This is a genomic window from Bradyrhizobium oropedii, assembly GCF_020889685.1.
GTDB classification, from domain to species: Bacteria; Pseudomonadota; Alphaproteobacteria; order Rhizobiales; family Xanthobacteraceae; genus Bradyrhizobium; species Bradyrhizobium oropedii.
Genome location: NZ_JACMYO010000001.1, coordinates 85,378 through 103,599, shown reverse-complemented (window position 1 = coordinate 103,599; position 18,222 = coordinate 85,378). Strand labels below are relative to the sequence as shown.

General features: G+C 63.6%; 18 protein-coding genes. 11 read left to right on the top strand and 7 right to left on the bottom strand.

The window, feature by feature from the left end; translation table 11 throughout:
• Window positions 1–238: 238 nt before the first annotated feature.
• Together H8A95_RS00545 and H8A95_RS00540 are read left to right on the top strand one after the other, a co-directional pair.
• On the top strand, window positions 239–868 hold the full coding sequence (locus H8A95_RS00545; RefSeq protein WP_229181304.1) for a 2-hydroxychromene-2-carboxylate isomerase: 630 nt from the start codon (window positions 239–241) through the stop codon (window positions 866–868).
• A 72-nt stretch (window positions 869–940) separates the two neighbouring features.
• Window positions 941–1,213: a hypothetical protein gene (locus H8A95_RS00540; RefSeq protein WP_229181303.1), complete on the top strand. Its 273-nt coding sequence runs from the start codon at window positions 941–943 to the stop codon at window positions 1,211–1,213.
• Between the two features lie 4 nt (window positions 1,214–1,217).
• On the opposite strand, the gene H8A95_RS00535 is transcribed toward H8A95_RS00540, so the two are convergent.
• Both H8A95_RS00535 and H8A95_RS00530 read right to left on the bottom strand, forming a co-directional pair.
• Window positions 1,218–2,228 carry a glutathione S-transferase N-terminal domain-containing protein gene (locus H8A95_RS00535; protein WP_229181302.1) on the bottom strand — a complete coding sequence of 337 codons (1,011 nt, stop codon included), beginning with the start codon at window positions 2,226–2,228 and terminating at the stop codon, window positions 1,218–1,220.
• 5 nt (window positions 2,229–2,233) lie between these two features.
• A complete protein-coding gene (locus H8A95_RS00530; protein ID WP_229181301.1) occupies window positions 2,234–3,721 on the bottom strand; it encodes a M81 family metallopeptidase in 1,488 nt (495 codons plus the stop codon).
• Between the two features lie 188 nt (window positions 3,722–3,909).
• On the opposite strand from H8A95_RS00530, the gene H8A95_RS00525 reads away from it, so the two are divergent.
• The 7 genes from H8A95_RS00525 (at window position 3,910) to H8A95_RS00495 (ending at window position 11,597) form a co-directional block, all read left to right on the top strand.
• Window positions 3,910–4,704 carry a class II aldolase/adducin family protein gene (locus H8A95_RS00525; RefSeq protein WP_021080321.1) on the top strand — a complete coding sequence of 265 codons (795 nt, stop codon included), beginning with the start codon at window positions 3,910–3,912 and terminating at the stop codon, window positions 4,702–4,704.
• Between the two features lie 112 nt (window positions 4,705–4,816).
• The gene (locus tag H8A95_RS00520; protein WP_229181300.1) at window positions 4,817–5,755 is read left to right on the top strand and encodes a GAF domain-containing protein; all 939 of its coding nucleotides are present in this window, start codon (window positions 4,817–4,819) and stop codon (window positions 5,753–5,755) included.
• 385 nt (window positions 5,756–6,140) lie between these two features.
• A complete protein-coding gene (locus H8A95_RS00515; protein WP_229181299.1) occupies window positions 6,141–7,730 on the top strand; it encodes an ABC transporter substrate-binding protein in 1,590 nt (529 codons plus the stop codon).
• A 59-nt stretch (window positions 7,731–7,789) separates the two neighbouring features.
• The gene (locus tag H8A95_RS00510; protein ID WP_229181298.1) at window positions 7,790–8,725 is read left to right on the top strand and encodes an ABC transporter permease; all 936 of its coding nucleotides are present in this window, start codon (window positions 7,790–7,792) and stop codon (window positions 8,723–8,725) included.
• 67 nt (window positions 8,726–8,792) lie between these two features.
• Window positions 8,793–9,614 carry an ABC transporter permease gene (locus H8A95_RS00505; protein ID WP_163157646.1) on the top strand — a complete coding sequence of 274 codons (822 nt, stop codon included), beginning with the start codon at window positions 8,793–8,795 and terminating at the stop codon, window positions 9,612–9,614.
• Complete coding sequence (locus H8A95_RS00500) at window positions 9,611–10,591, top strand: ABC transporter ATP-binding protein (RefSeq protein ID WP_229181297.1); 981 nt, start codon at window positions 9,611–9,613, stop codon at window positions 10,589–10,591. Before H8A95_RS00505 ends, H8A95_RS00500 begins: the two co-directional genes overlap by 4 nt.
• On the top strand, window positions 10,584–11,597 hold the full coding sequence (locus H8A95_RS00495; protein ID WP_229181296.1) for an ABC transporter ATP-binding protein: 1,014 nt from the start codon (window positions 10,584–10,586) through the stop codon (window positions 11,595–11,597). Before H8A95_RS00500 ends, H8A95_RS00495 begins: the two co-directional genes overlap by 8 nt.
• Window positions 11,598–11,660: 63 nt before the next feature.
• Here the strand turns inward: H8A95_RS00495 and H8A95_RS00490 are convergent, their stop codons facing one another.
• Window positions 11,661–11,873, bottom strand: a complete 213-nt coding sequence (locus H8A95_RS00490; protein WP_229181295.1) for an invasion associated locus B family protein — start codon at window positions 11,871–11,873, stop codon at window positions 11,661–11,663.
• Window positions 11,874–12,047: 174 nt separating this feature from the next.
• On the opposite strand from H8A95_RS00490, the gene H8A95_RS00485 reads away from it, so the two are divergent.
• Entirely contained in the window at window positions 12,048–12,506 is a 459-nt protein-coding gene (locus tag H8A95_RS00485; protein WP_420839303.1) for a GNAT family N-acetyltransferase, read from the top strand.
• 49 nt (window positions 12,507–12,555) lie between these two features.
• Window positions 12,556–13,590 (top strand): AI-2E family transporter, encoded by a 1,035-nt coding sequence (locus H8A95_RS00480; RefSeq protein WP_229181293.1) that lies wholly within the window; start codon window positions 12,556–12,558, stop codon window positions 13,588–13,590.
• On the opposite strand, the gene H8A95_RS00475 is transcribed toward H8A95_RS00480, so the two are convergent.
• The 4 genes from H8A95_RS00475 to gfa form a co-directional block, all read right to left on the bottom strand.
• On the bottom strand, window positions 13,587–15,308 hold the full coding sequence (locus tag H8A95_RS00475; RefSeq protein ID WP_229181292.1) for a metallophosphoesterase family protein: 1,722 nt from the start codon (window positions 15,306–15,308) through the stop codon (window positions 13,587–13,589). The two genes, H8A95_RS00480 and H8A95_RS00475, sit on opposite strands and share 4 nt — an antisense overlap.
• A 44-nt stretch (window positions 15,309–15,352) precedes the next feature.
• Window positions 15,353–16,495: an epoxide hydrolase family protein gene (locus tag H8A95_RS00470; RefSeq protein WP_229181291.1), complete on the bottom strand. Its 1,143-nt coding sequence runs from the start codon at window positions 16,493–16,495 to the stop codon at window positions 15,353–15,355.
• Window positions 16,496–16,570: 75 nt separating this feature from the next.
• Window positions 16,571–17,524, bottom strand: coding sequence for a hypothetical protein (locus H8A95_RS00465; RefSeq protein ID WP_229181290.1), 954 nt, complete (start codon window positions 17,522–17,524; stop codon window positions 16,571–16,573).
• A 123-nt stretch (window positions 17,525–17,647) separates the two neighbouring features.
• Window positions 17,648–18,211, bottom strand: coding sequence for an S-(hydroxymethyl)glutathione synthase (gene gfa, locus H8A95_RS00460; RefSeq protein WP_229181289.1), 564 nt, complete (start codon window positions 18,209–18,211; stop codon window positions 17,648–17,650).
• Window positions 18,212–18,222 lie beyond the last annotated feature (11 nt).

Genomic DNA, 18,222 nt, shown 5'->3' with positions numbered 1-18,222 from the left:
TGTGCCGCCGACAATCTGAACATATCCGCAGGACGAGAGCGCAAAGGCCAAGCGCTTTTAGGTCCCGAAACACCACTGGTCTACACCAGAGATCCTTCGCTAAAACGAAGTTGCAGGGCCCCGCGATGCTTGACTGCACCGGGGCCCACTCGTTTGCGCACCATCTCCCCTTCATCACGCCGCATTGCGCCACTGCGCGGGATCGGGAACAATTGTCCTCACGCAGTGAGGAACGAGAATGGAAAAGCCGAAGGTCAGGATCTACACCGACTACAAGTCTCCCTACGCCTATGTCGCCAACAAGCGGCTGTTTGAGCTCGAGGAGACCTACGGCGTCGCGCTGGAATGGCTGCCCTACACGCTTCGGATTCCCGAGTTCATGGGCACGGTCGAGCAGCGCACGCCGCACTTCTGGCGCAAGGTGCGCTACTCCTACATGGATGCGCGGCGGTTCGCGAATGCGCAGGGACTGACCATGAAGGGCCCGCGCCGCATCTACGACGCGTTCTACGCCAGCGCCGGGATGCTGTTTGCGCAGCGGCAGGGATTGTTCCGGCCCTATCATGACACGGTATTCCGAAGGTTCTGGAACCACGAGCTGGAAATCGACGACCTGTCGGATATCTCCGGCGTGATCGCCGCGATCGGCGGTTCCACCGAGGCGTTCGAGGCCTATGTCCGTGGCCCAGCCCGCGCCGAACACGATAGCATCGTCGACGAGGCCGAAGCGCTCGGCGTGTTCGGCGTGCCGAGCATGGTGTTCAACGGCGAGCTGTTCTGGGGCGGCGACCGCATCGACATGCTGATCGAGCGGATCAAACATCCGGAATCAGTCGCGGTCGCGCTCGGCAGCAGGCACCGGACGTAAGCATCGGCTGTTTTGGTTCTGTTTACCGTCCTTGGCTAGCCTTCCCGATGACGACCCCACCGGGAACCGAGCATGGTCAGGGAAAGCGTTCCGATTGCCTACGACGCGCCGGCCGACCTGAAGAAATGGCCTTCGCTCAGGAACGAGCGGGTGGCCAACAGGACGCCCTATCTGGTGTACAATGGAACCCTGGCGGACTGCATCCGGCTGCTGCTCGCCAAGCCGATCAAGCAGATCTCACTTTACGACATCGTGACCGAGCGTCAGGCCGCCTTCGACAGCAACACCCTGTCGCCTGATGATGCAGCCGAGATCGCGATGCGCAAGGACTTTCCGAAAGCCTGATCGATCAGCCTCCATCCAGGATGGCCCAGCATCCCGTGCGTTCCAGCAGCGGCTTCAACGCCGCGCGATCGCCGGCATCGAGCGCGGCAAACTTCGCGCGCAACTGCTGCAGGCACTTGACCTGATATTTGAACGGCGCGAGCGCGTAAGGCAGACCCCATACGTTGATCTCGAGCCGCTCGAGGCCTTTCGCGAATGCATCCGCATTGGCCGCCAGGAACGGCAGATAGAGCTCGCCCGCAATCCGCAGCAGCGCCTCGGCGAACCCGCCGAGCGCCTGCTCACGCGGATACCAGTTGCCTTCGACACCGGACGCATCGTCGAGCCGCCTCACCCAGTGGTCCGTAAACGGCGCACGGTCGCGCATGATCCGCATCGGGCTCGGGTCGGTCGCCATCTCGCTGAGCTGACCGAACCAGGCAAAATCCGCCAGCGATGGCCGCGTGCCGAACAGATAGTTCGCCATGCCGACATGCGGCTCGAACGCCGCAAGCGTCCGCCGATAGCTTTCCTCGAGCAGCGGCCTGTTCTCGTCCGTCGCGCCGAGAATGACCATGCGCGAGATTTGCCGCTGCCGGAACTCCTCGATTTCCTCGCGGCTGCCGGCTTTGGCGTCCGACGTCGACCATTCCTCTCCCGCCCAGCGCGACACATAGGCCTGGTCTTCCGGATCCCACCAACGATAGAGAAACAGCGGCTTCACCGCCCATTCGTCGGCGAGATCCTCGAGCAAATCGCAGACGAAGGCGACCGCCCTGTCCTCCGGGACGACCGAGCGCGCCTGATGACGCGCTTCCAGATCATAGGCCAGCGTGGTGGTCTCACCGCGGTAGCTCCCATCAGGATATTGCAGCACCGGGATCAGCATCGGCTTCAAATGCGCGGTCGCCTCGCGCAGCGCCTTGGTCATGATCACCCAATCGTGCGGAATGCGTCGGTAGCGCATCAGTGCGCGCAGCTTGATCGCATAGGGCGACGCGGTCGAACCAATCAGGCGATAGCGGCCTTCCGTCATGACGATCACTCCGGGAACGCCGGATTGCCGTAGGGATAGAACTGCGTGAGGTCGACATTCCTGTAAGGCAGTTTGTCGAGACGCGTCGTGCCGAGGAACGGCTGGTCCGGTTCGACCAGCAGGATCGTCTTGGCAAAGCCATTGTCGTCAAAGCCGCGCCGGAAGTGAACCCGCGACTTGATTGCCATCACGTCGAAGGTGCCAATGTCGGGCACCAGCGCCTTCAGCGAGAACGGCACCATGACCTGCACCAGATAGGTGGACAGGATCAGCACATTGTTGCGGCCGAAACGCACGCAGACCCAGAACTGCCCGTAGCCCTCGCCGGCGGCCGAGATGATGCCCTGAATCCGAACCGGATCGCCCGCCGACTCGTCGGCAAGGCCGCCAATCTCCATGTCGAACGCATCGCCGGCCTTGGCGCCGGCCGCCTTCAGGCTTGCCGTCGCCCGGGCATCGGCAATGGTGGCGATCACCGTGTTGGCGAGGTCCTGCGCGATGATCTCGCGCAGCAGCCACGTCGCCGATCCCGACCGGTCGCTGTGATCGGCCAGCACCACCGGCGTGTTGCCATCTGCGACGGCCTGCTTTGCCAGCGTGACGCCCTCGGCAATGCTGTGCAGCCGGGTCGATTGCAGCAGCGCCTCACGCAGCCGCCAGATGGCACCTGCGAGGTCGCGCGCGACCTGCTCGGCGAGCTTTGGGTTTTCGTTGGTCAGGACCTGCACGGTCATGCCGACATCGGGCACATCGGCGAACGGGAAGCCGACGAAGATGTTGACGTAGACGTCGACCTCGCGGGCCTCCCAGACCAGCGCGCGCTGCACGAGATCCATCCACGGCCGCGCCCCGGTCCATTGCAGCACGGTGGGCGAGATCACGGGAACTTTGATTGTTTTGTGGGTCGGCTTGTAGTCGCCACGGATCGCCCGCACCAGCATGCGCGCCGCCCGCTCGCCTTGCAGATGCGCATCATAGTGCGGGAAATATTTGACGGCGAACGCCATGTCGGCCTGTTCAAGAAACGCCTCGTCCTCATTGCCGTGAGGATCGAAGGTCGCGGCGATGAAGGCGGAGCGGCCGACCATCTCACGGACCTGTTGCGCCAGATCGGCCTCCGGCCGCGGCACGTCGCGCACGGCCATCGCGCCGTGCAGGCACAGATAGACGCCGTCGAACGGCCCCTCCTCCTTCAGCTCTGCGATCATCTTGCCGACGAAGGTCCGGTAGGCCTCCTGGGTGATCCAGCCCGATCCGGTGTAGGTCTTCGGCCAGAGCGGGGATTCGATGCCGACCAGCTCGACCCCGGAGAACTCGCGCGCGACCTGCACGAAACCGCCCATGTAGTTCTTGGGATCGAATTGCAGCAGCGCCTCGCCCTTCGCCGGCGAGCCCGGATAGATGAAGTCGTCGAGTGTGGTCTCGTTCGGCAGGAACGAGACGGTTTCGTGGGAGAAATGCAGGACGGCGATACGGATCTTGCGATCGCTCATTTCAATGCGCCTCGGCTGTTTTTCCGCATAGTGGCATTGATCCCGCGACACGCCAATCCGCATTCGGTTTTTGCCCGCCAGACCTGCAAATAAGCCGACGCGCCACGGCTTGCCGCCGCGTGGATTCTGCTATGTTCCACGGCAACGAACAGGCTCCGGCCTCGCAGACATCTCAAGGAGAGAACGCCATGAATCCCCCCGTCAGCTCGCCCGCGATCAAGGTCGTCAAATCCGTTCGCGAGCAGGTGAGCGCCGAGGAGTGGCAGGCCCGTGTCGATCTCGCCGCCTGCTATCGCCTCACCGCGATGTACGGCATGACCGAGATGATCGCGAACCACATCTCCTGCCGCGTGCCCGGCACCACCGACCAGTTCCTGATCAACGCCTACGGCATGCTTTATGAGGAGATCGACGCTTCCAGCCTGATCAAGGTCGATGTCGAGGGCAACACGCTGCTCAACGCAACAGACTATGACGTCAATGTCGCCGGCTTCGTGATTCACAGCGCCATCCACATGGCCAAGCACGACATGGACTGCGTCGCGCACACCCACACCCCGGCCGGCATGGCGGTGTCCGCGATGGAATGCGGTCTGCTGCCGCTGGCGCAGACCTCGATGCGCTTCCTGCACATCGCCTATCACGACTTCGAAGGCATCGCCGACAATGTCGACGAGCGCGAGCGGCTGGTTCGTGACCTCGGCGACAACGAGGCGATGATCCTGCGCAACCATGGCCTCCTGGTCGTGGGCCGCACGGTACCCGCCGCCTTCAACGTGCTGTTCCGTCTCGAGCGCGCCTGCCAGACCCAGGTGATGGCGCTGTCCTGCAACACCAAGCTGATCTATCCGCCGCAGAACATCCTCGAAGACACCTATGAGCGGATGCTGCCGAAGCCCGGCCGCGCTGCCCGCAACGGCGAACTCGCCTGGCCCGCGCTGCTGCGCAAGCTCGACCGCGCCGATCCGTCGTATCGGGACTGAGACGAAATCGCGCCTTCGCACCAACTTTGGGCGTCGTTTGCCCGCTATTTGAGCGCACGTTTTGCCGCGACATCGCCGATGCTGGTCGTCGGCGAGACGGCAGGTGCGTGCGATGAAGACCTTCATTCGCGTTGTTGAACTGTGGGTGCCCGATCGAACACGGACGCGGCTGGAGTTCGGCGGCAGCCTCTCCAGCACCGAGTTCGCGGAGTTCAACGCGGTAAGCGAGAACGCGCTGTTCGCCTATGACGAGGGCCTTCCAGGCAAGGCCTGGGCGAGCGGCCATCCGGTCATCCTGACCGAATTCGCCGACTCTTGTTTCAAGCGAACCGACGAGGCGCTCGAAGCGGGGCTGACGTGCGGCGTCGCGCTTCCGGTGTTCGCCGGCGAATTCCTGATGGCCGTGATGGTCCTGCTGTGCGGCGACGACAGGAAGCATGTCGGCGCCATCGAGCTCTGGCACAACGATCCCGAAAAATCCCACCAGATGGCGCTGGTCGACGGCTACTACGGCACCGCCGACATGTTCGAGTTCAACTCGCGCCACACCAAATTCCCGCGCGGCTTCGGCCTGCCCGGCCGGACCTGGAAGGCCGGCATCCCGCTGATCATCAAGGATCTGCACAATTCCAAAGGATTCCTGCGCTGGGAGGACGCATCCGAGACCGGCATCAATTGCGGTGTCGGCATCCCCTACACGACCGGCGACCAGACCTGGGTGGTGACATTCCTGTCGGCCCAGGCGACGCCGATCGCACGCCGGTTCGAGATTTGGGTACCGAACGAAGAGCGATCGGCGCTGCTGTTCCACTCCGGTGATTGCCGCGAGCATCCGGATCTCGCCGCACTCTATGCGGAACGGAGGATCAGCCGCGGAGAAGGCAGCATTGGCGGCGCATGGGCCACCGGCATGCCCGCGCTCACCCAACATCTGAAGCAGGATGAATCGGTCGCCGCCGCCTCGGCACGCAGCTCCGGCATGAACCAGGTGGTTGCGCTGCCGGTGATCGAGAACGCCCGGCTCAAGGCGGTCCTAGCCTGGTATCTGTAATCGTCGCGTTTGCAATTCGATGCGCGAGGCCACCTGCGACTATCATGTGGTTAGGAACCCTGGCGCCACGATTCTCAGGACGGAAGCCAAAATTCGTTCAATCGCAATTGCTTACTTGCCCGCGCAAGTTGTAGCCAAGGTTCGGCGCCAGCCCGGTGCGCCCACTCCCGCCTATGTATCTGATGCGTGTCTTTGGTTGGCCCGCCGGAGCCACTCGCAGCGGGCACGCGCCACACGCTGCGTTTCCATGATCCGCCCCTCTTACATCGTGGCGATACAAATATTTGGTGCCGGTCGCCATCGACACGACACGAGGACCTTGCGCTCGACATGCCGCCGATGGTCAACTCGCTGATCGGAGCGCTTCTGCATCGTTGGGGAAAACATGATGTTCAGGATGATTGCGATCGCGGCCGGTCTGGGGCTCGCACTCGCCGCCACGGCGGCTGCCCAGACACCGCGCAAGGGCGGGACCATTCGTATGACGGCGCCCTATGGCTCCAGCTTCACCAGCATGGACATCCACACCACACCGCGCGCCCAGGACGAGATCTACGCCAAGGCCCTTCACCGCTCGCTCTACATCTGGGATTCAACCGAGGGCAAGCCGGTCCTGGAACTTGCCAAGGAGGTCGTCGTCTCGGGCGGGGGTCTCGTTCATACCTTCAAGCTGCGCGACGACGCCTATTTCCATAACGGCCGCAGGATGACGGCCGACGACATCATCTGGTCCTACAACCGCATCATGGACGGCACCAAGGCCTATCCCGGCGCGCGCTTCGTCCGCATCATCGAGGGCGCGGCCGCGGTCGAGAAGGGCCAGGCCAAGGAGATCTCCGGCCTGAAGAAGATCGATGACTTCACCCTCGAAATGAAGCTGACCGAGAAAGTCGATCCTGCCTTCTATTTCTTCACCGCACTGACCTCGATCTATCCCGCCGACGAAGGCGGGAAGGAAAGCTTTCTCCAGAAGCCGATCGGTCTTGGTCCATTCAAATTCGTCGAGCATGTGCCGGGATCGCGCATCGTGCTGGACAGGTGGGACCGGTTCTACAAGCCCGGCAAGCCATACGCCGACAAGCTCGTGATATCGCTGATGGGCGAAGCCGCGGCGCGCGATGTCGCCTTCCGTAACAAGGAGATCGACACCTCGGTGCTCGGCCCCGCGCAGTATGTCGCCTATCAGGCCGACCCCAACCTCAAGGGCACCATCGTCGAGGTCGCCGAGGTCTTCACGCGCTATATGGGGATGAATCCGGCGTTCAAACCTTTCTCCGACAAGCGGGTTCGGCAGGCCATCAACTACGCGATCGATGCCGATCTGATCATCAGCAAGCTGGTCAAGGGCAAAGCCTATCGCGCCACGAGCTGGCTGCCGCTGACCTCGCCCGCCTACGACAAGGCCATGAAGCCCTACCCCTACGATCCCGCGAAGGCGAAGCAATTGCTGGCGGACGCAGGCTACCCCAACGGCTTTGAATTCGAATGGACCACCAGCCAGAATGAAAGCTGGGGCTTGCCGATCGTCGAGGCCGCCATCCCGATGCTGGACAAGGTGGGCATCAAGGTAAAGGTCAAGCAGGTCGAGACCGCGGTGCTGGCGGAGGTCATTCGCAAGGGCGACTTCCAGGCCTTCATCTATTCCCAGGCGACCGGTCCGGATCCGCAGGCTGCGCTCAAATGCTTCCACTCGACGACGCCGCAATCGGCCTGCAACTACACGAACTTCAAGAACACCGACTTCGACAAGGTGATCGATGAAGCCGGGCAGACCGACGACGCCGCAAAGCGCGTCCAGCTGCTGCAAAAGGCCAATGCGCTGCTCTTTGAGGAAGCGCCGATCTGGTTCTTCAACTACAACAAGGCTGTCATGGCGGTGCAGCCCTGGCTCAAGGGAATTCAGTTGGATGCGACGGAACTGACCCATCAGAACGTCGAAGACCTCTGGGTCGACGACACCTCGCCGGCGAAGTGACAGGTGCCATCGCTCCCCGCCATCGCGAGAAACGATGGAGGGAGTGAGGAAAACGTTCAATGCTCTCTTTCGCGATCCGTCGAGTCCTGCAAACCATCCCGACCGTGCTGGCTGTCGTGCTGCTGATCTTCGTGCTGTTCAGCGTCGTTCCGGGCAGCATCGTGTCGAGCATGGGTGACGACGGCCGCGGTCCGACGGACCCGCAGGTCGTGGAACGCATGAAGAAACAGCTCGGCCTCGACGATCCCGTTTACGTGCGCTTCGGCTCCTACATCGCCAAGCTCATGACAGGTGATTTCGGGACCTCGTTCCGGACCCGCGAGCCGGTCATAGCCATGATCGCCAAGCGGATGTGGCCGACCCTGCAGTTGATATTTGCAGCCCTGGCGTTTGCAGTTGCGGTCGGCGTGCCGCTCGGCTTCATCGCGGCGCTGAGGCCGGGCAGCATCGTCGACACTGTCTCGATGGTCCTCGCGGTGTCGGGCCTTTCAATGGCCAAGTTCTGGTTCGGGCTGCTGCTGATGTATCTGTTTGCCTTGAAGCTCGGCTGGCTGCCGAGCTTTGGCTATGGCGATGGCGGACTCAAAAATCTGATCCTGCCAGCCGTGACGCTCGGTGTCTCGCCGATGGCGCTGCTGGCGCGGACGACGCGTGCAGCGGTGCTCGAGATCATGACCGCGGATTTTGTCCGGACGGCGCGCTCGAAGGGCATGAGCGAGACCCGGGTCGTGACGTGGCATGTGATGCGCAATGCCCTCGTCATCATTCTCACCGCGATCGGCCTGCAATTCGGTGTCGTGATGGGGCAAGCGGTCGTCGTCGAGAAATTGTTCTCCTGGCCGGGCATCGGTTCGCTGCTGGTCGACAGCGTCCTGCAGCGCGACATTCCAGCCGTTCAAGGCACCATTCTCGTCGTGGTGCTGTTCTTCCTCACCGTCAATACATTGGTCGACCTGCTCTACGGCGTGATCGATCCCAGGATCAGATACGCATGAGCGGCCGCCAGCCTCATCACGCCTGCGCACGACCAGCCGCGCTGCCTGTCACGGCGGAGCGGCCGCGATGAAGCTTGGCACCAGTGCGATCATCGGCGGGCTGCTGTTCGCGCTTGCGATCTTCGTCGGCCTGTTCGCGCCCTGGCTGGCACACACGGATCCAGTCATGGGCGCCAACCTCATGAATGCGGAAGAGCCGCCGAGCTGGATCTGGTGGTTCGGTACCGACGCGCAGGGCCGCGATATCTATTCCCGCGTCGTGCACGGCGCACGCATCTCGCTGACGGTCGGCATCGTCTCGCAGCTCGTCAACAGCATCATCGGCGTGACGCTGGGCCTGACCGCGGGTTATTGGGGCGGTTGGTGGGACGATGTCGTCAACGGGCTGACCAACCTGATGCTCGCGATCCCCTCGCTGATCTTCGCACTCGCCATTATGGCGGTGCTTGGGCCCGGCCTCACCAGCCTGCTGATCGCGCTCGGATTGACCAACTGGTCTTTCACCTGCCGGATCGCACGGGCCTCGACGCTGTCGCTCAAGAGCCAGGGCTATGTGCAGGCGGCGCGCGTGCTCGGCTACGGAGACTTGCGTATCATGATCACGCAGCTGCTGCCGAACATGGTCGGCCCCATCATTGTCATCGGCACGCTCGGCATGGGCGGCGCGGTCCTCGCTGAAGCTTCACTCTCGTTCCTCGGCCTTGGAATCCGTCCACCCTATCCAAGCTGGGGCAGCATGCTGTCGGAGGCGCGCGACCAGATCACGACGGCGCCGTGGCTGTCGGTGTTCCCGGGCCTCGCGATTTTCCTGACGGTGCTCGGCCTCAATCTGCTTGGCGACGGCTTGCGTGACGTTCTCGATCCCCAGTCGCGGAGCCGGCGCACATGACAGTCGCCCCGCTGATCGAAGTCGAGGACTTGCGCATCGATCTCGACGACGGCGCCAACCATATTGCGGCGGTCGAGGGCGTTTCATTTCGTATCGATCGCGGCGAGACATTCGGCCTTGTCGGCGAGTCCGGCTGCGGCAAGAGCATCACGGCGCTCGCCCTGATCGGCCTGCTGCGCCGGCCGCTCTCGGTCGCTGCCGGCGCGATACGCTTCGAGGGCCGCGAAATTCAGCGACTTTCCGCGGCCGAGCAGCGGGCGCTGCGCGGCAACCGCATCGCCATGATCTTCCAGGAGCCGATGACCGCGCTCAATCCGGTCTCGCCCGTCGGCCGGCAGATCGCGGAGATGTTTGTGCTGCACAAGGGCAAGGGCTGGCGCGAGGCAAACCAACTGGCCGTCGAGGCGCTGGCGAACGTGCGCGTTCCGGCACCGGAGCGGCGCGTGAAGGATTACCCGCACCAGCTTTCGGGCGGCATGCGCCAACGCGTGATGATCGCCATCGCGCTCGCCTGCGATCCGGATCTTTTGATTGCCGACGAGCCGACCACCGCGCTCGACGTGACGGTGCAGGCTGAGATCATCGAGCTGATGCGCAATCTGTGCGCCGAGCGAGGCACGGCGATCTTGATGATCAGCCACGATCTGGGCCTGGTCGCCAACGTCTGCCGCCGGGTCGGCGTCATGTATGCCGGTCGTATCGTCGAGGAACGCCGCTCGGACGACATCTTCAGCGCCTGCGCCCATCCCTATACCCAGGGCCTGGTCGACTCGCTGCCACGGCTGGGGAGCCGCGCAGCACTCGGCAGGTCGCGGCTCAGGGAGATCGCCGGCGTCGTACCGGCGATCGCGGACTTTCCAGCCGGTTGCCGCTTCAATCCGCGTTGCGCGCAGGCGACCGAGGTCTGCCGGACCACCGCACCCGAGACGACATGGCTCGGTGCGGGCGGCCTGGTCAGGTGCCATCACCATGCATGACCCCGCGGTAAAGCCCGGCGACGATGTCATTCTCAGCGTGGAGGATCTCGCGGTGCATTTTCCGCTCGGCGGCGGCTTGCTGGGCGGCGGCCAGCGGCTGTTGCGCGCGGTCGACGGCATCGATCTCGAACTGAAGCGTGGCGAGTGCCTCGGTCTCGTCGGCGAATCCGGTTGCGGCAAGTCGACCGTCGCCCTTTCGCTGCTTGGGCTCCTGACGCCGACGCGGGGCAGGATCGTGCTCGACGGACACGTCGTGACGGGCCGGCAATCGGGCGATCGAAAACTGTTGGCCCGGACCGCCCAAATGGTATTTCAGGACCCCTACGCCTCTCTCAATCCACGCCAGACGGTTCGTCGCACGCTCGAAGACCCGTTGCGCCTGCATGGCGTGACGGCCAAAAGCGAAATCGACGGACGCGTTGCGGCGATGCTCAGGCATGTCGGCCTGCGGCCCGAACAGGCCGGCCGCTACCCGCATGAGTTCTCGGGTGGCCAGCGCCAGCGCATCGGCATCGCCCGCGCGCTGATCCTCAATCCGAAGATCGTCATCTGCGACGAGCCGGTCTCGGCACTCGATGTCTCGATCCGTGCCCAGATCATCAACCTGCTGCTGGAGCTGAAGGAAACACTCGGCCTCTCCTACATCATGATCAGCCACGACCTCGGCGTCGTCGAGCACATGAGCGACAGGGTCGCGGTCATGTATCTCGGCCGCATTGTGGAGACGGGCGGCTGGCGCGAGATCTTCGAACGGCCGGCGCACCCGTATACGCAAACCCTGATCGCCGCCATTCCCGATCCGCTGCGCCGCGCACCGCTCGCGACGACGAGGGGTGAGCTTCCCAATCCGCTCAATCCGCCGGACGGATGTGCATTCAGTCCACGCTGTCGTTACGCAGAAGCGGTGTGTCAGCGCGAGCCTCGGCCTTCGCTTCAAACCCGTCCGGACGGGCACGCGGTCCGGTGCTGGCGGGCCGACGAGATTGCCGGTCAGCTTCCAAGCTGAACGGTGCGCTCCAGCGCCGCGGCAAAGCCGTTGAGCGGGACGTTGAAGACGACGGCCTGCCCGTTACCCAAACGGCATCAATATGTTGCCTTCGGCCTTTCCGTCCCTGGCAATCAGCTCGATGGCGAAGACCTGCTGATTGGTCTCCTTGGAGAGTTGCGTCTGCCCGAGGGTGCACAGCTTGGCACCGCCGTCGAGCTGGCATTTGACGATCCAGTCTCCATACGTCACGCTGATCGCAGACGCGCCCTTGGGCAGCTGGACGGCCCGAACCACGCCATCCGCCGCAGACGTCCGGCTCCGCATATCGATCTGAATCGAGACGGTGCCCCCATTGGCATCGGATCGGCGGGTAATGGTAGTCCGTAGGGCTCTATCCAACCTACGCCTCGACCTTCCTCCCGTGATTTGCGCGCGGGGCGCGTTTTCCACTAAGGTTGCCGGATGGACATGCTCGTCAAGCTCTACGCCCTGCCCGATTCAAGGCCCGCCTACGATCGATTGCAGCAGGCCGGAATTATCATGCGCCGGGCGCTCGCCCCTGAGAAGCACAAGGTCATCGCCTGGGTGCGCGAAACATTCAGCGAGGCGTGGGCCAGCGAAACCGACGTGGCATTCAGCCGCCGACCGGTCTCCTGCTTCATCGCGACCCAACAGAAGAAGATCGTGGGATTCGCCTGCTACGACGCGGCCTGCCGCAACTTCTTCGGTCCGACCGGCGTCGCGCCGAAGGCGCAACAGGGCGGAATCGGCAAGGCGCTGCTGTTCGCCTGTCTCGAGGACATGAAATATCAGGGCTTCGGCTACGCCATCATCGGCGGAGTCGGGCCGGCGGAATTCTATGCGAAGGCCGTCGGCGCGGTGGCCATCGACGGCTCCGCGCCGGGGATTTATCGCGGATTGCTGTAGCTGCGCCGCAGGATCGAGCCAGCTCGCAAGGAGATCGGATAGCCCAAGGATGACTGGCGGGTTGAAGATCACGACCGGCATCATCGCCGCGGTACTGGTCACCGCGGCGGTGGCTCAGGCGCGCAGTGTGCTGGCCCCGCTTGCGGCCGCGCTGTTCATCATTGCGATCGTCTGGCCCGTTCAGAAACGGCTGCAGTCGTGGCTGCCGAAACTCCTCGCGCTCGCCATCACCGTCGTCGTTACGACCACGACCTGCGTCGCGTTTGCCTCGCTGGCGGCGTGGGGATTCGGCCGTGTCGGGCGCTCCTTGATTGCGGATGCGGCGCGATATCAAGCCTTCTACGACGCCGCGGTGATTTGGCTGGACGGCCACGGCGTCTCGTTCGCAGGCCTTTGGGCGGAGCATTTCAATGTCGGCTGGCTGCTGCGCATCACGCAATACGTCACCGGCCGCGTCAACACCACGTTGAGTTTCTGGCTCATCGCGCTGGTCTATGTCGTGCTGGGACTTCTCGAGGTCGAAGATGCCGGTCGGCGAATCCAGCGATTGGAGAACCGCACAGCCGCGCGCATTCTGCTCAAGGGCAGCAAAGCGACGGCCGCCAAGTTTCGCCAGTATATGCTGGTGCGGACGCAGATGAGCGCGGTCACGGGTCTCCTGGTCGGCCTGTTCGCTGCGGTGACCGGACTGCCATTCGCGTTCGAATGGGGCGTCATCGCTTTTGTCCTCAACTACATTCCCTTCATCGGCCCTTTCATCGCGACACTGTTCCCCACGCTGCTGGCCATGACGCAGTTCGAGAGCTGGCCCGCGGTGTTTGGAGTGTTCGCCTGTCTCAACGTCATCCAGTTCGTGGTCGGCAGCTATGTCGAACCGCGAGTGGCTGGCTCGACCCTATCGATCTCGCCGTTCCTGGTGCTGTTTGCGATCTTCTTCTGGAGCTCGCTCTGGGGCCTGTTCGGGACTTTCATCGGCGTGCCGATCACGCTCGCTATTCTGACCTTCTGTGCCGAGAGTCCGTCGGCCGCATGGATCGCCGATTTGTTCGGCGGAACGCCCGAAGATAGGCCGGAAACGTCCTAGCCCCCGGCAATTTCCACCCGCTCGGGCTCGGCGAGGCAGAGCTTTCGGTCCGGACCGACCACCATTGTGTGGATATAGAAATAGGTGACTGCATCATCCGCCGCCCCCATCACCGGCGACGGGGCTGAGACGATCTTCGACGCACCGCATGTACCGATCCAATCGATATGCCGGTGACCGTGCATCACGACCGAGCAATCGGAAAACCTTTGCAACCTGCGTACAAACCAACTGCCGTTGATCAGGGCGGTCCCGATGCGTTCGGCAAACGTCTTGACCGGCATAGGATACTCCACCAAGTGATGATGCAGCGCGATGGTCCAGTATGCCGTCGGGAAATGACGGATTGCAGCCTCCAATCGCCGCGTTTGCGCTTCCGAAACCAGACCGAGCGCGTTGGTGAAGGAGAAGTGGGTTTCTGCGTTGGAGTTGAGAACAGCGATCCCGAGGCCGCCATCCCGGTCCGGCGGCAGGATCATTGGGAATTGATCATCGAACAGACCGCGGAGCGCCGCTGCGCGGCGCACGCTCCCGTGCTGCGCAAATTGCGTTATCCGGTCACGGTAAGGCGCCAGCGACTGGTTCAGCGTAGCCGATGGTTTGCCGGAACCGTCGATGACACGCACGCGATCGCCCTGGACGGCCGCAATCGCCGACAGGGTACGCACCTGCCGTAGCCGCTTGCCTGGGCTGAACGGCAGGTCGAGGCGCGCGGGATTGGCGCGATCCACGACGTTAACGTCATGATTGCCCGGAAGCATGATGATGCGTGCGGCAAGCTCGGGATGACCTGCCAGCGCATCGAGAAATTCCGCCCATTCGCCGGGCCGGCCGGCATCCGTCATATCGCCGCTGATCAGCACATGGTCGAGCGGATCGACGGCGTGAATTTCGGCGAGGCGAGCCAGCACGCGGTTGAAGCGCTGGTTTCCCCGTGGACCGGCCGTCCCGCTTTCGATGCGGAAGCCGTATCGCTCGCCGACCACGTGAAGATCAGACAAATGCGCAAGGCGCCAGGAGCGGCCTCCGGACGGCTTCGCGTCGAAGCCGGCAAGGTCGGCCGGTTGATCCATACTGGCGTCGGCCACACTCCAGGCCAGCGATGCGACCGCAAGATAGCAGGACACCAGCACCACGGCGTTCGCGAACGTCGGCACCACGAGACGATGAATCAGAACAAGGTCATTTATGGTCGCAGTCCATTGCGAAACAGGCCAGGCCAGGACCGCGATCAATGCCGCACCTGCAGAGAGCAACATGCCGGCGCCGATCGAGCAACTCCGGCGCAGCCTCGCGCGAGAGGCAGCAGTTGAGCCGGTTCGCCAGAGCAGCTCCGCCAGATGGCGCAGCGCCTCGCGCGTGAAGGCGTAGCTCGGTTGCACCGCGAGCGCGTTCAGCGACCAGAAGTTTGTTTCCGCGATTTGAAGCAGCGGTCGCCCGCCGAGCCAGCCTAACGCCGCGATCACAATCAACGCCAGCACGGCCCCGACTTCGGACAATGCCAGAAGCTGTTGCGAAAGGCTCGAGATCCAGGCGGACGCAACCAGCGGCGCAAGGCCGAGCAGCACGCCCGGAAGCAGGAGCGAAACCGTCCAGGCGAACAGCAGCTTCGCCGGGCTTATCTCAACCAGAAGGCTGCCCACGATCGCGAACAACGAACGCTGTTCGGGACTGGCAGCGTTGTCCTCAAAGTCGCCATGGCGGGGATCAAGCAGCACGCCGACGTCCCTCCGTTGCGCAGCGCATTCTGACACAAACGCTGCTAGCGCAGCATCCCGAAGAACTTGCGCACCTCGCCGACGAACAGCTCGGGCTGCTCGAACGCGGAGAAGTGCCCGCCCTTCGGCATCTCGCTCCAGTGCTGGATGTTGGTGAAGTTCGTCTCCATCCATTTGCGGACCGGCGTGACGATCTCCTTGGGGAACACCGCAACGCCGGTCGGCACACTCACCTTGTGTGGAGTCCGCTTGCCCGGCCCGAAGCTTTCCCAGTACAGCCGCGCCGACGAAGCGGCCGTCGCGGTGACCCAATACAGCATGACATTGTCGAGCAGCTCGTCGCGGCTGAGGATGTTTTCCGGATGCCCGTCGCAGTCGGTCCAGGCCCAGAACTTTTCGAGGATCCAGGCCGCCTGCCCGCTCGGTGAATCCGTCAGGCCATAACCAAGCGTCTGCGGCCGGGTGGACTGCTGCTTGGAATAGCCGGAATCCCAGTCGGCATAGTATTTGATGCCGTTGAGCGCACGGGTCTCCTCCGGCGTCGGCTGCCCCTCGACATTGGGCCGGGTCGACATCGCAAGCGTGATGTGAATGCCGGCGCAATGTGCCGGGTCCTGCCCGCCGATCGCGGTCGTGACCGCGGAGCCCCAATCGCCCCCTTGCGCGAAATAGCTGGTGTAGCCCAGCCGCTCCATCAGGACGGCCCAGGCCCTGGCGATCCGATCGACGCCCCAGCCGGTCGCTGCCGGCTTGGCCGAGAAGCCGAAGCCCGGCAATGACGGGCACACCACATGGAACGCGTCACTCGCGCTGCCACCATGCGCCGTCGGATCGGTCAGCGGCTCGATCACCTTGTGGAATTCGACCACCGATCCCGGCCAGCCATGGGTGATGATCAGCGGTCGCGCCTCCGGATGCCCTGAGCGGACATGGATGAAGTGGATGTCGAGCCCATCGATCATGGTGGTGAACTGGCTGAAGCGGTTGAGCCGCGCCTCGCGCTGCCGCCAATCATACGTCTCGGCCCAATAGTGGCAGACGTCCTTGATCCATTTCAGCGGCGCGCCCTGGCTCCAGTCGTCGACCAGTTCGGCTTCCGGCCAGCGGGTCCGGCGCAGCCTGAAGCGGAGATCCTCAAGGACACCGTCACTGACGGCAATGCGAAACGGGCTGATGGCGGTATTCATGGTGTCTCCCCGGAGATGCAGACTTTCCGGAGAAGATAGGCTCGCGCTGGTCGCCGATCAAACTGCCATGCGGTGCTATTTACCGATCGCCGTCTCCAGCAGCGCCTGGGCCTGTTTGGCGGCCTCGGCGAACGCCGGCTGCTCCGGGGCGTGCTGAACGAAGCAGCGCTTGAATGCGTCCTCGCCCTGCTGGCGGAGGTCGCCGAGCTTGTCATACGCCTTCCTGTTGATCTGCTTGCGCTCGAGCTTCTCGGCCGCTTCATCGGCCTTCTTGTTGTAGTCGGTGCGGATCGCCGTGCAGGCGGGCACTTTCACAGTGGGCTCGATCTCGCCATAGGCGATGTAGAACTTGCCGTTGGCGAGAACAGCCACGAACACCTCATCGGCGGCCTCAGGGAACGAGTCCTGGGTGCGGCCGGCCAGGAAGCCGTAAGTCAGGGTGGCCGACGCCGGCTTGGCGACCGGCAGGTCGTTGAAATTGACCACCGCGGCGTCGGTCGAGATCGCCTGGGTGTAGAGGCCTTCGAACTTCACCGCTGCGTCGATCTGCTGCGGCACGTTCTTGCTGCCCTTGTCCCACCAGGCCTTGTGCTCCTGCAGCCAGCGCGTGAACAAGGCATCGGCGGTGACGATGATGTGGGCTTTCGGCTCGACGAAGCTCCCGTCGGCGCGCTTCTCTCCTATCTTGGCGCCGTCGCTGCCCCTGTCGGCATCGAAGCGCAGGCCGTCCAGCATGCCGAACCCCATGTCGCCCTTATATAGAGTGTCGAGGTTGAGCTGGGCGGGGCCAAAGCCCGGCCGGGCGGGCTCGGACAGGATGGCGGCAAGCTGCGCCTTCAGCCCGTCTCGCGCGGCCGCCTCGGCCTTGTCGACGGCCTCGTTGATCTTGTTGTCGCTCGACAGCTTGGCGAATTTGGCGATCGCGGCGTCACGCGCGGCGATGTAGCGGTCTTCCGGCGACGCCGCGTGGGCGCGCGAGAGGACCAGGATCGGGGAAAGGACGAGGGCAAGGCGAAAAATAAAATGCATGCCCTGTGGTCGCCCGCAGGGCATGCAAGGTTCAAGGTCACGGGTACTACCAGCATATCCGTCGCCGGCAGGCCCTCTGCCGGCGCAGGATCTCATCAGGCTCAGCCGACCAGGCTGCCTTGGTCAGGCTGCTTTCGACTTCGCCACGTGGGTCGCGATTGCATCCATCAGCGCCGGCGACAGGCAGTCGTAGGGCTCGAGCCCAAGCTCCTTCAGCCGCGACCTGATCCCGGCCATCTCCGCCGGCTTGACGCCGGACTCGATCACCGACGACACGAAGGCGGCAAATCCCGGAGCCGCCGAGCCGGACTCCTGGAACAGCTCGGGGTGGATGAAGTCGAGGCCGTAGAACGGATGGCCCTTGTTCTCGATCCGGCCGTACATATGGGTGCCGCAGCCGGTGCAGGCGTGGCGCTGGATCACCGCGGCCGCGTCGACGATCTTCAGCTTGTCGCCGTTCTCCAGCACGGTGGCGTTCTCGCGCGGAACCACCGCGACCACCGAGAAGGTGGCGCCCGCGGGCTTCCAGCATTTGGTGCAGCCGCAGGCGTGGTTATGGGCGACGTCGCCCTTGACCCCGACCTTGACCTTCTTGTCCGCGCATTTGCAGACCAGCGTGCCGCCGGCAAAATTGCCGGAGCCTTGCTTGACGCCATTGTCGACCGACGGGTGGATATGAACAGTCATTGGTCTATCCT

What these genes read in the sequence shown, in the direction of transcription:
- H8A95_RS00500 (WP_229181297.1), top strand. Translation starts at nt 9,611, where the DNA reads ATGACAGTCGCCCCGCTGATCGAAGTCGAGGACTTGCGCATCGATCTC.
- H8A95_RS00485 (WP_420839303.1), top strand. Translation starts at nt 12,048, where the DNA reads ATGCTCGTCAAGCTCTACGCCCTGCCCGATTCAAGGCCCGCCTACGAT.
- H8A95_RS00545 (WP_229181304.1), top strand. Translation starts at nt 239, where the DNA reads ATGGAAAAGCCGAAGGTCAGGATCTACACCGACTACAAGTCTCCCTAC.
- H8A95_RS00480 (WP_229181293.1), top strand. Translation starts at nt 12,556, where the DNA reads ATGACTGGCGGGTTGAAGATCACGACCGGCATCATCGCCGCGGTACTG.
- H8A95_RS00520 (WP_229181300.1), top strand. Translation starts at nt 4,817, where the DNA reads ATGAAGACCTTCATTCGCGTTGTTGAACTGTGGGTGCCCGATCGAACA.
- H8A95_RS00515 (WP_229181299.1), top strand. Translation starts at nt 6,141, where the DNA reads ATGATGTTCAGGATGATTGCGATCGCGGCCGGTCTGGGGCTCGCACTC.
- H8A95_RS00540 (WP_229181303.1), top strand. Translation starts at nt 941, where the DNA reads ATGGTCAGGGAAAGCGTTCCGATTGCCTACGACGCGCCGGCCGACCTG.
- H8A95_RS00510 (WP_229181298.1), top strand. Translation starts at nt 7,790, where the DNA reads ATGCTCTCTTTCGCGATCCGTCGAGTCCTGCAAACCATCCCGACCGTG.
- gfa (WP_229181289.1), bottom strand. Translation starts at nt 18,211, where the DNA reads ATGACTGTTCATATCCACCCGTCGGTCGACAATGGCGTCAAGCAAGGC.
- H8A95_RS00465 (WP_229181290.1), bottom strand. Translation starts at nt 17,524, where the DNA reads ATGCATTTTATTTTTCGCCTTGCCCTCGTCCTTTCCCCGATCCTGGTC.
- H8A95_RS00470 (WP_229181291.1), bottom strand. Translation starts at nt 16,495, where the DNA reads ATGAATACCGCCATCAGCCCGTTTCGCATTGCCGTCAGTGACGGTGTC.
- H8A95_RS00530 (WP_229181301.1), bottom strand. Translation starts at nt 3,721, where the DNA reads ATGAGCGATCGCAAGATCCGTATCGCCGTCCTGCATTTCTCCCACGAA.
- H8A95_RS00525 (WP_021080321.1), top strand. Translation starts at nt 3,910, where the DNA reads ATGAATCCCCCCGTCAGCTCGCCCGCGATCAAGGTCGTCAAATCCGTT.
- H8A95_RS00535 (WP_229181302.1), bottom strand. Translation starts at nt 2,228, where the DNA reads ATGACGGAAGGCCGCTATCGCCTGATTGGTTCGACCGCGTCGCCCTAT.
- H8A95_RS00505 (WP_163157646.1), top strand. Translation starts at nt 8,793, where the DNA reads ATGAAGCTTGGCACCAGTGCGATCATCGGCGGGCTGCTGTTCGCGCTT.
- H8A95_RS00495 (WP_229181296.1), top strand. Translation starts at nt 10,584, where the DNA reads ATGCATGACCCCGCGGTAAAGCCCGGCGACGATGTCATTCTCAGCGTG.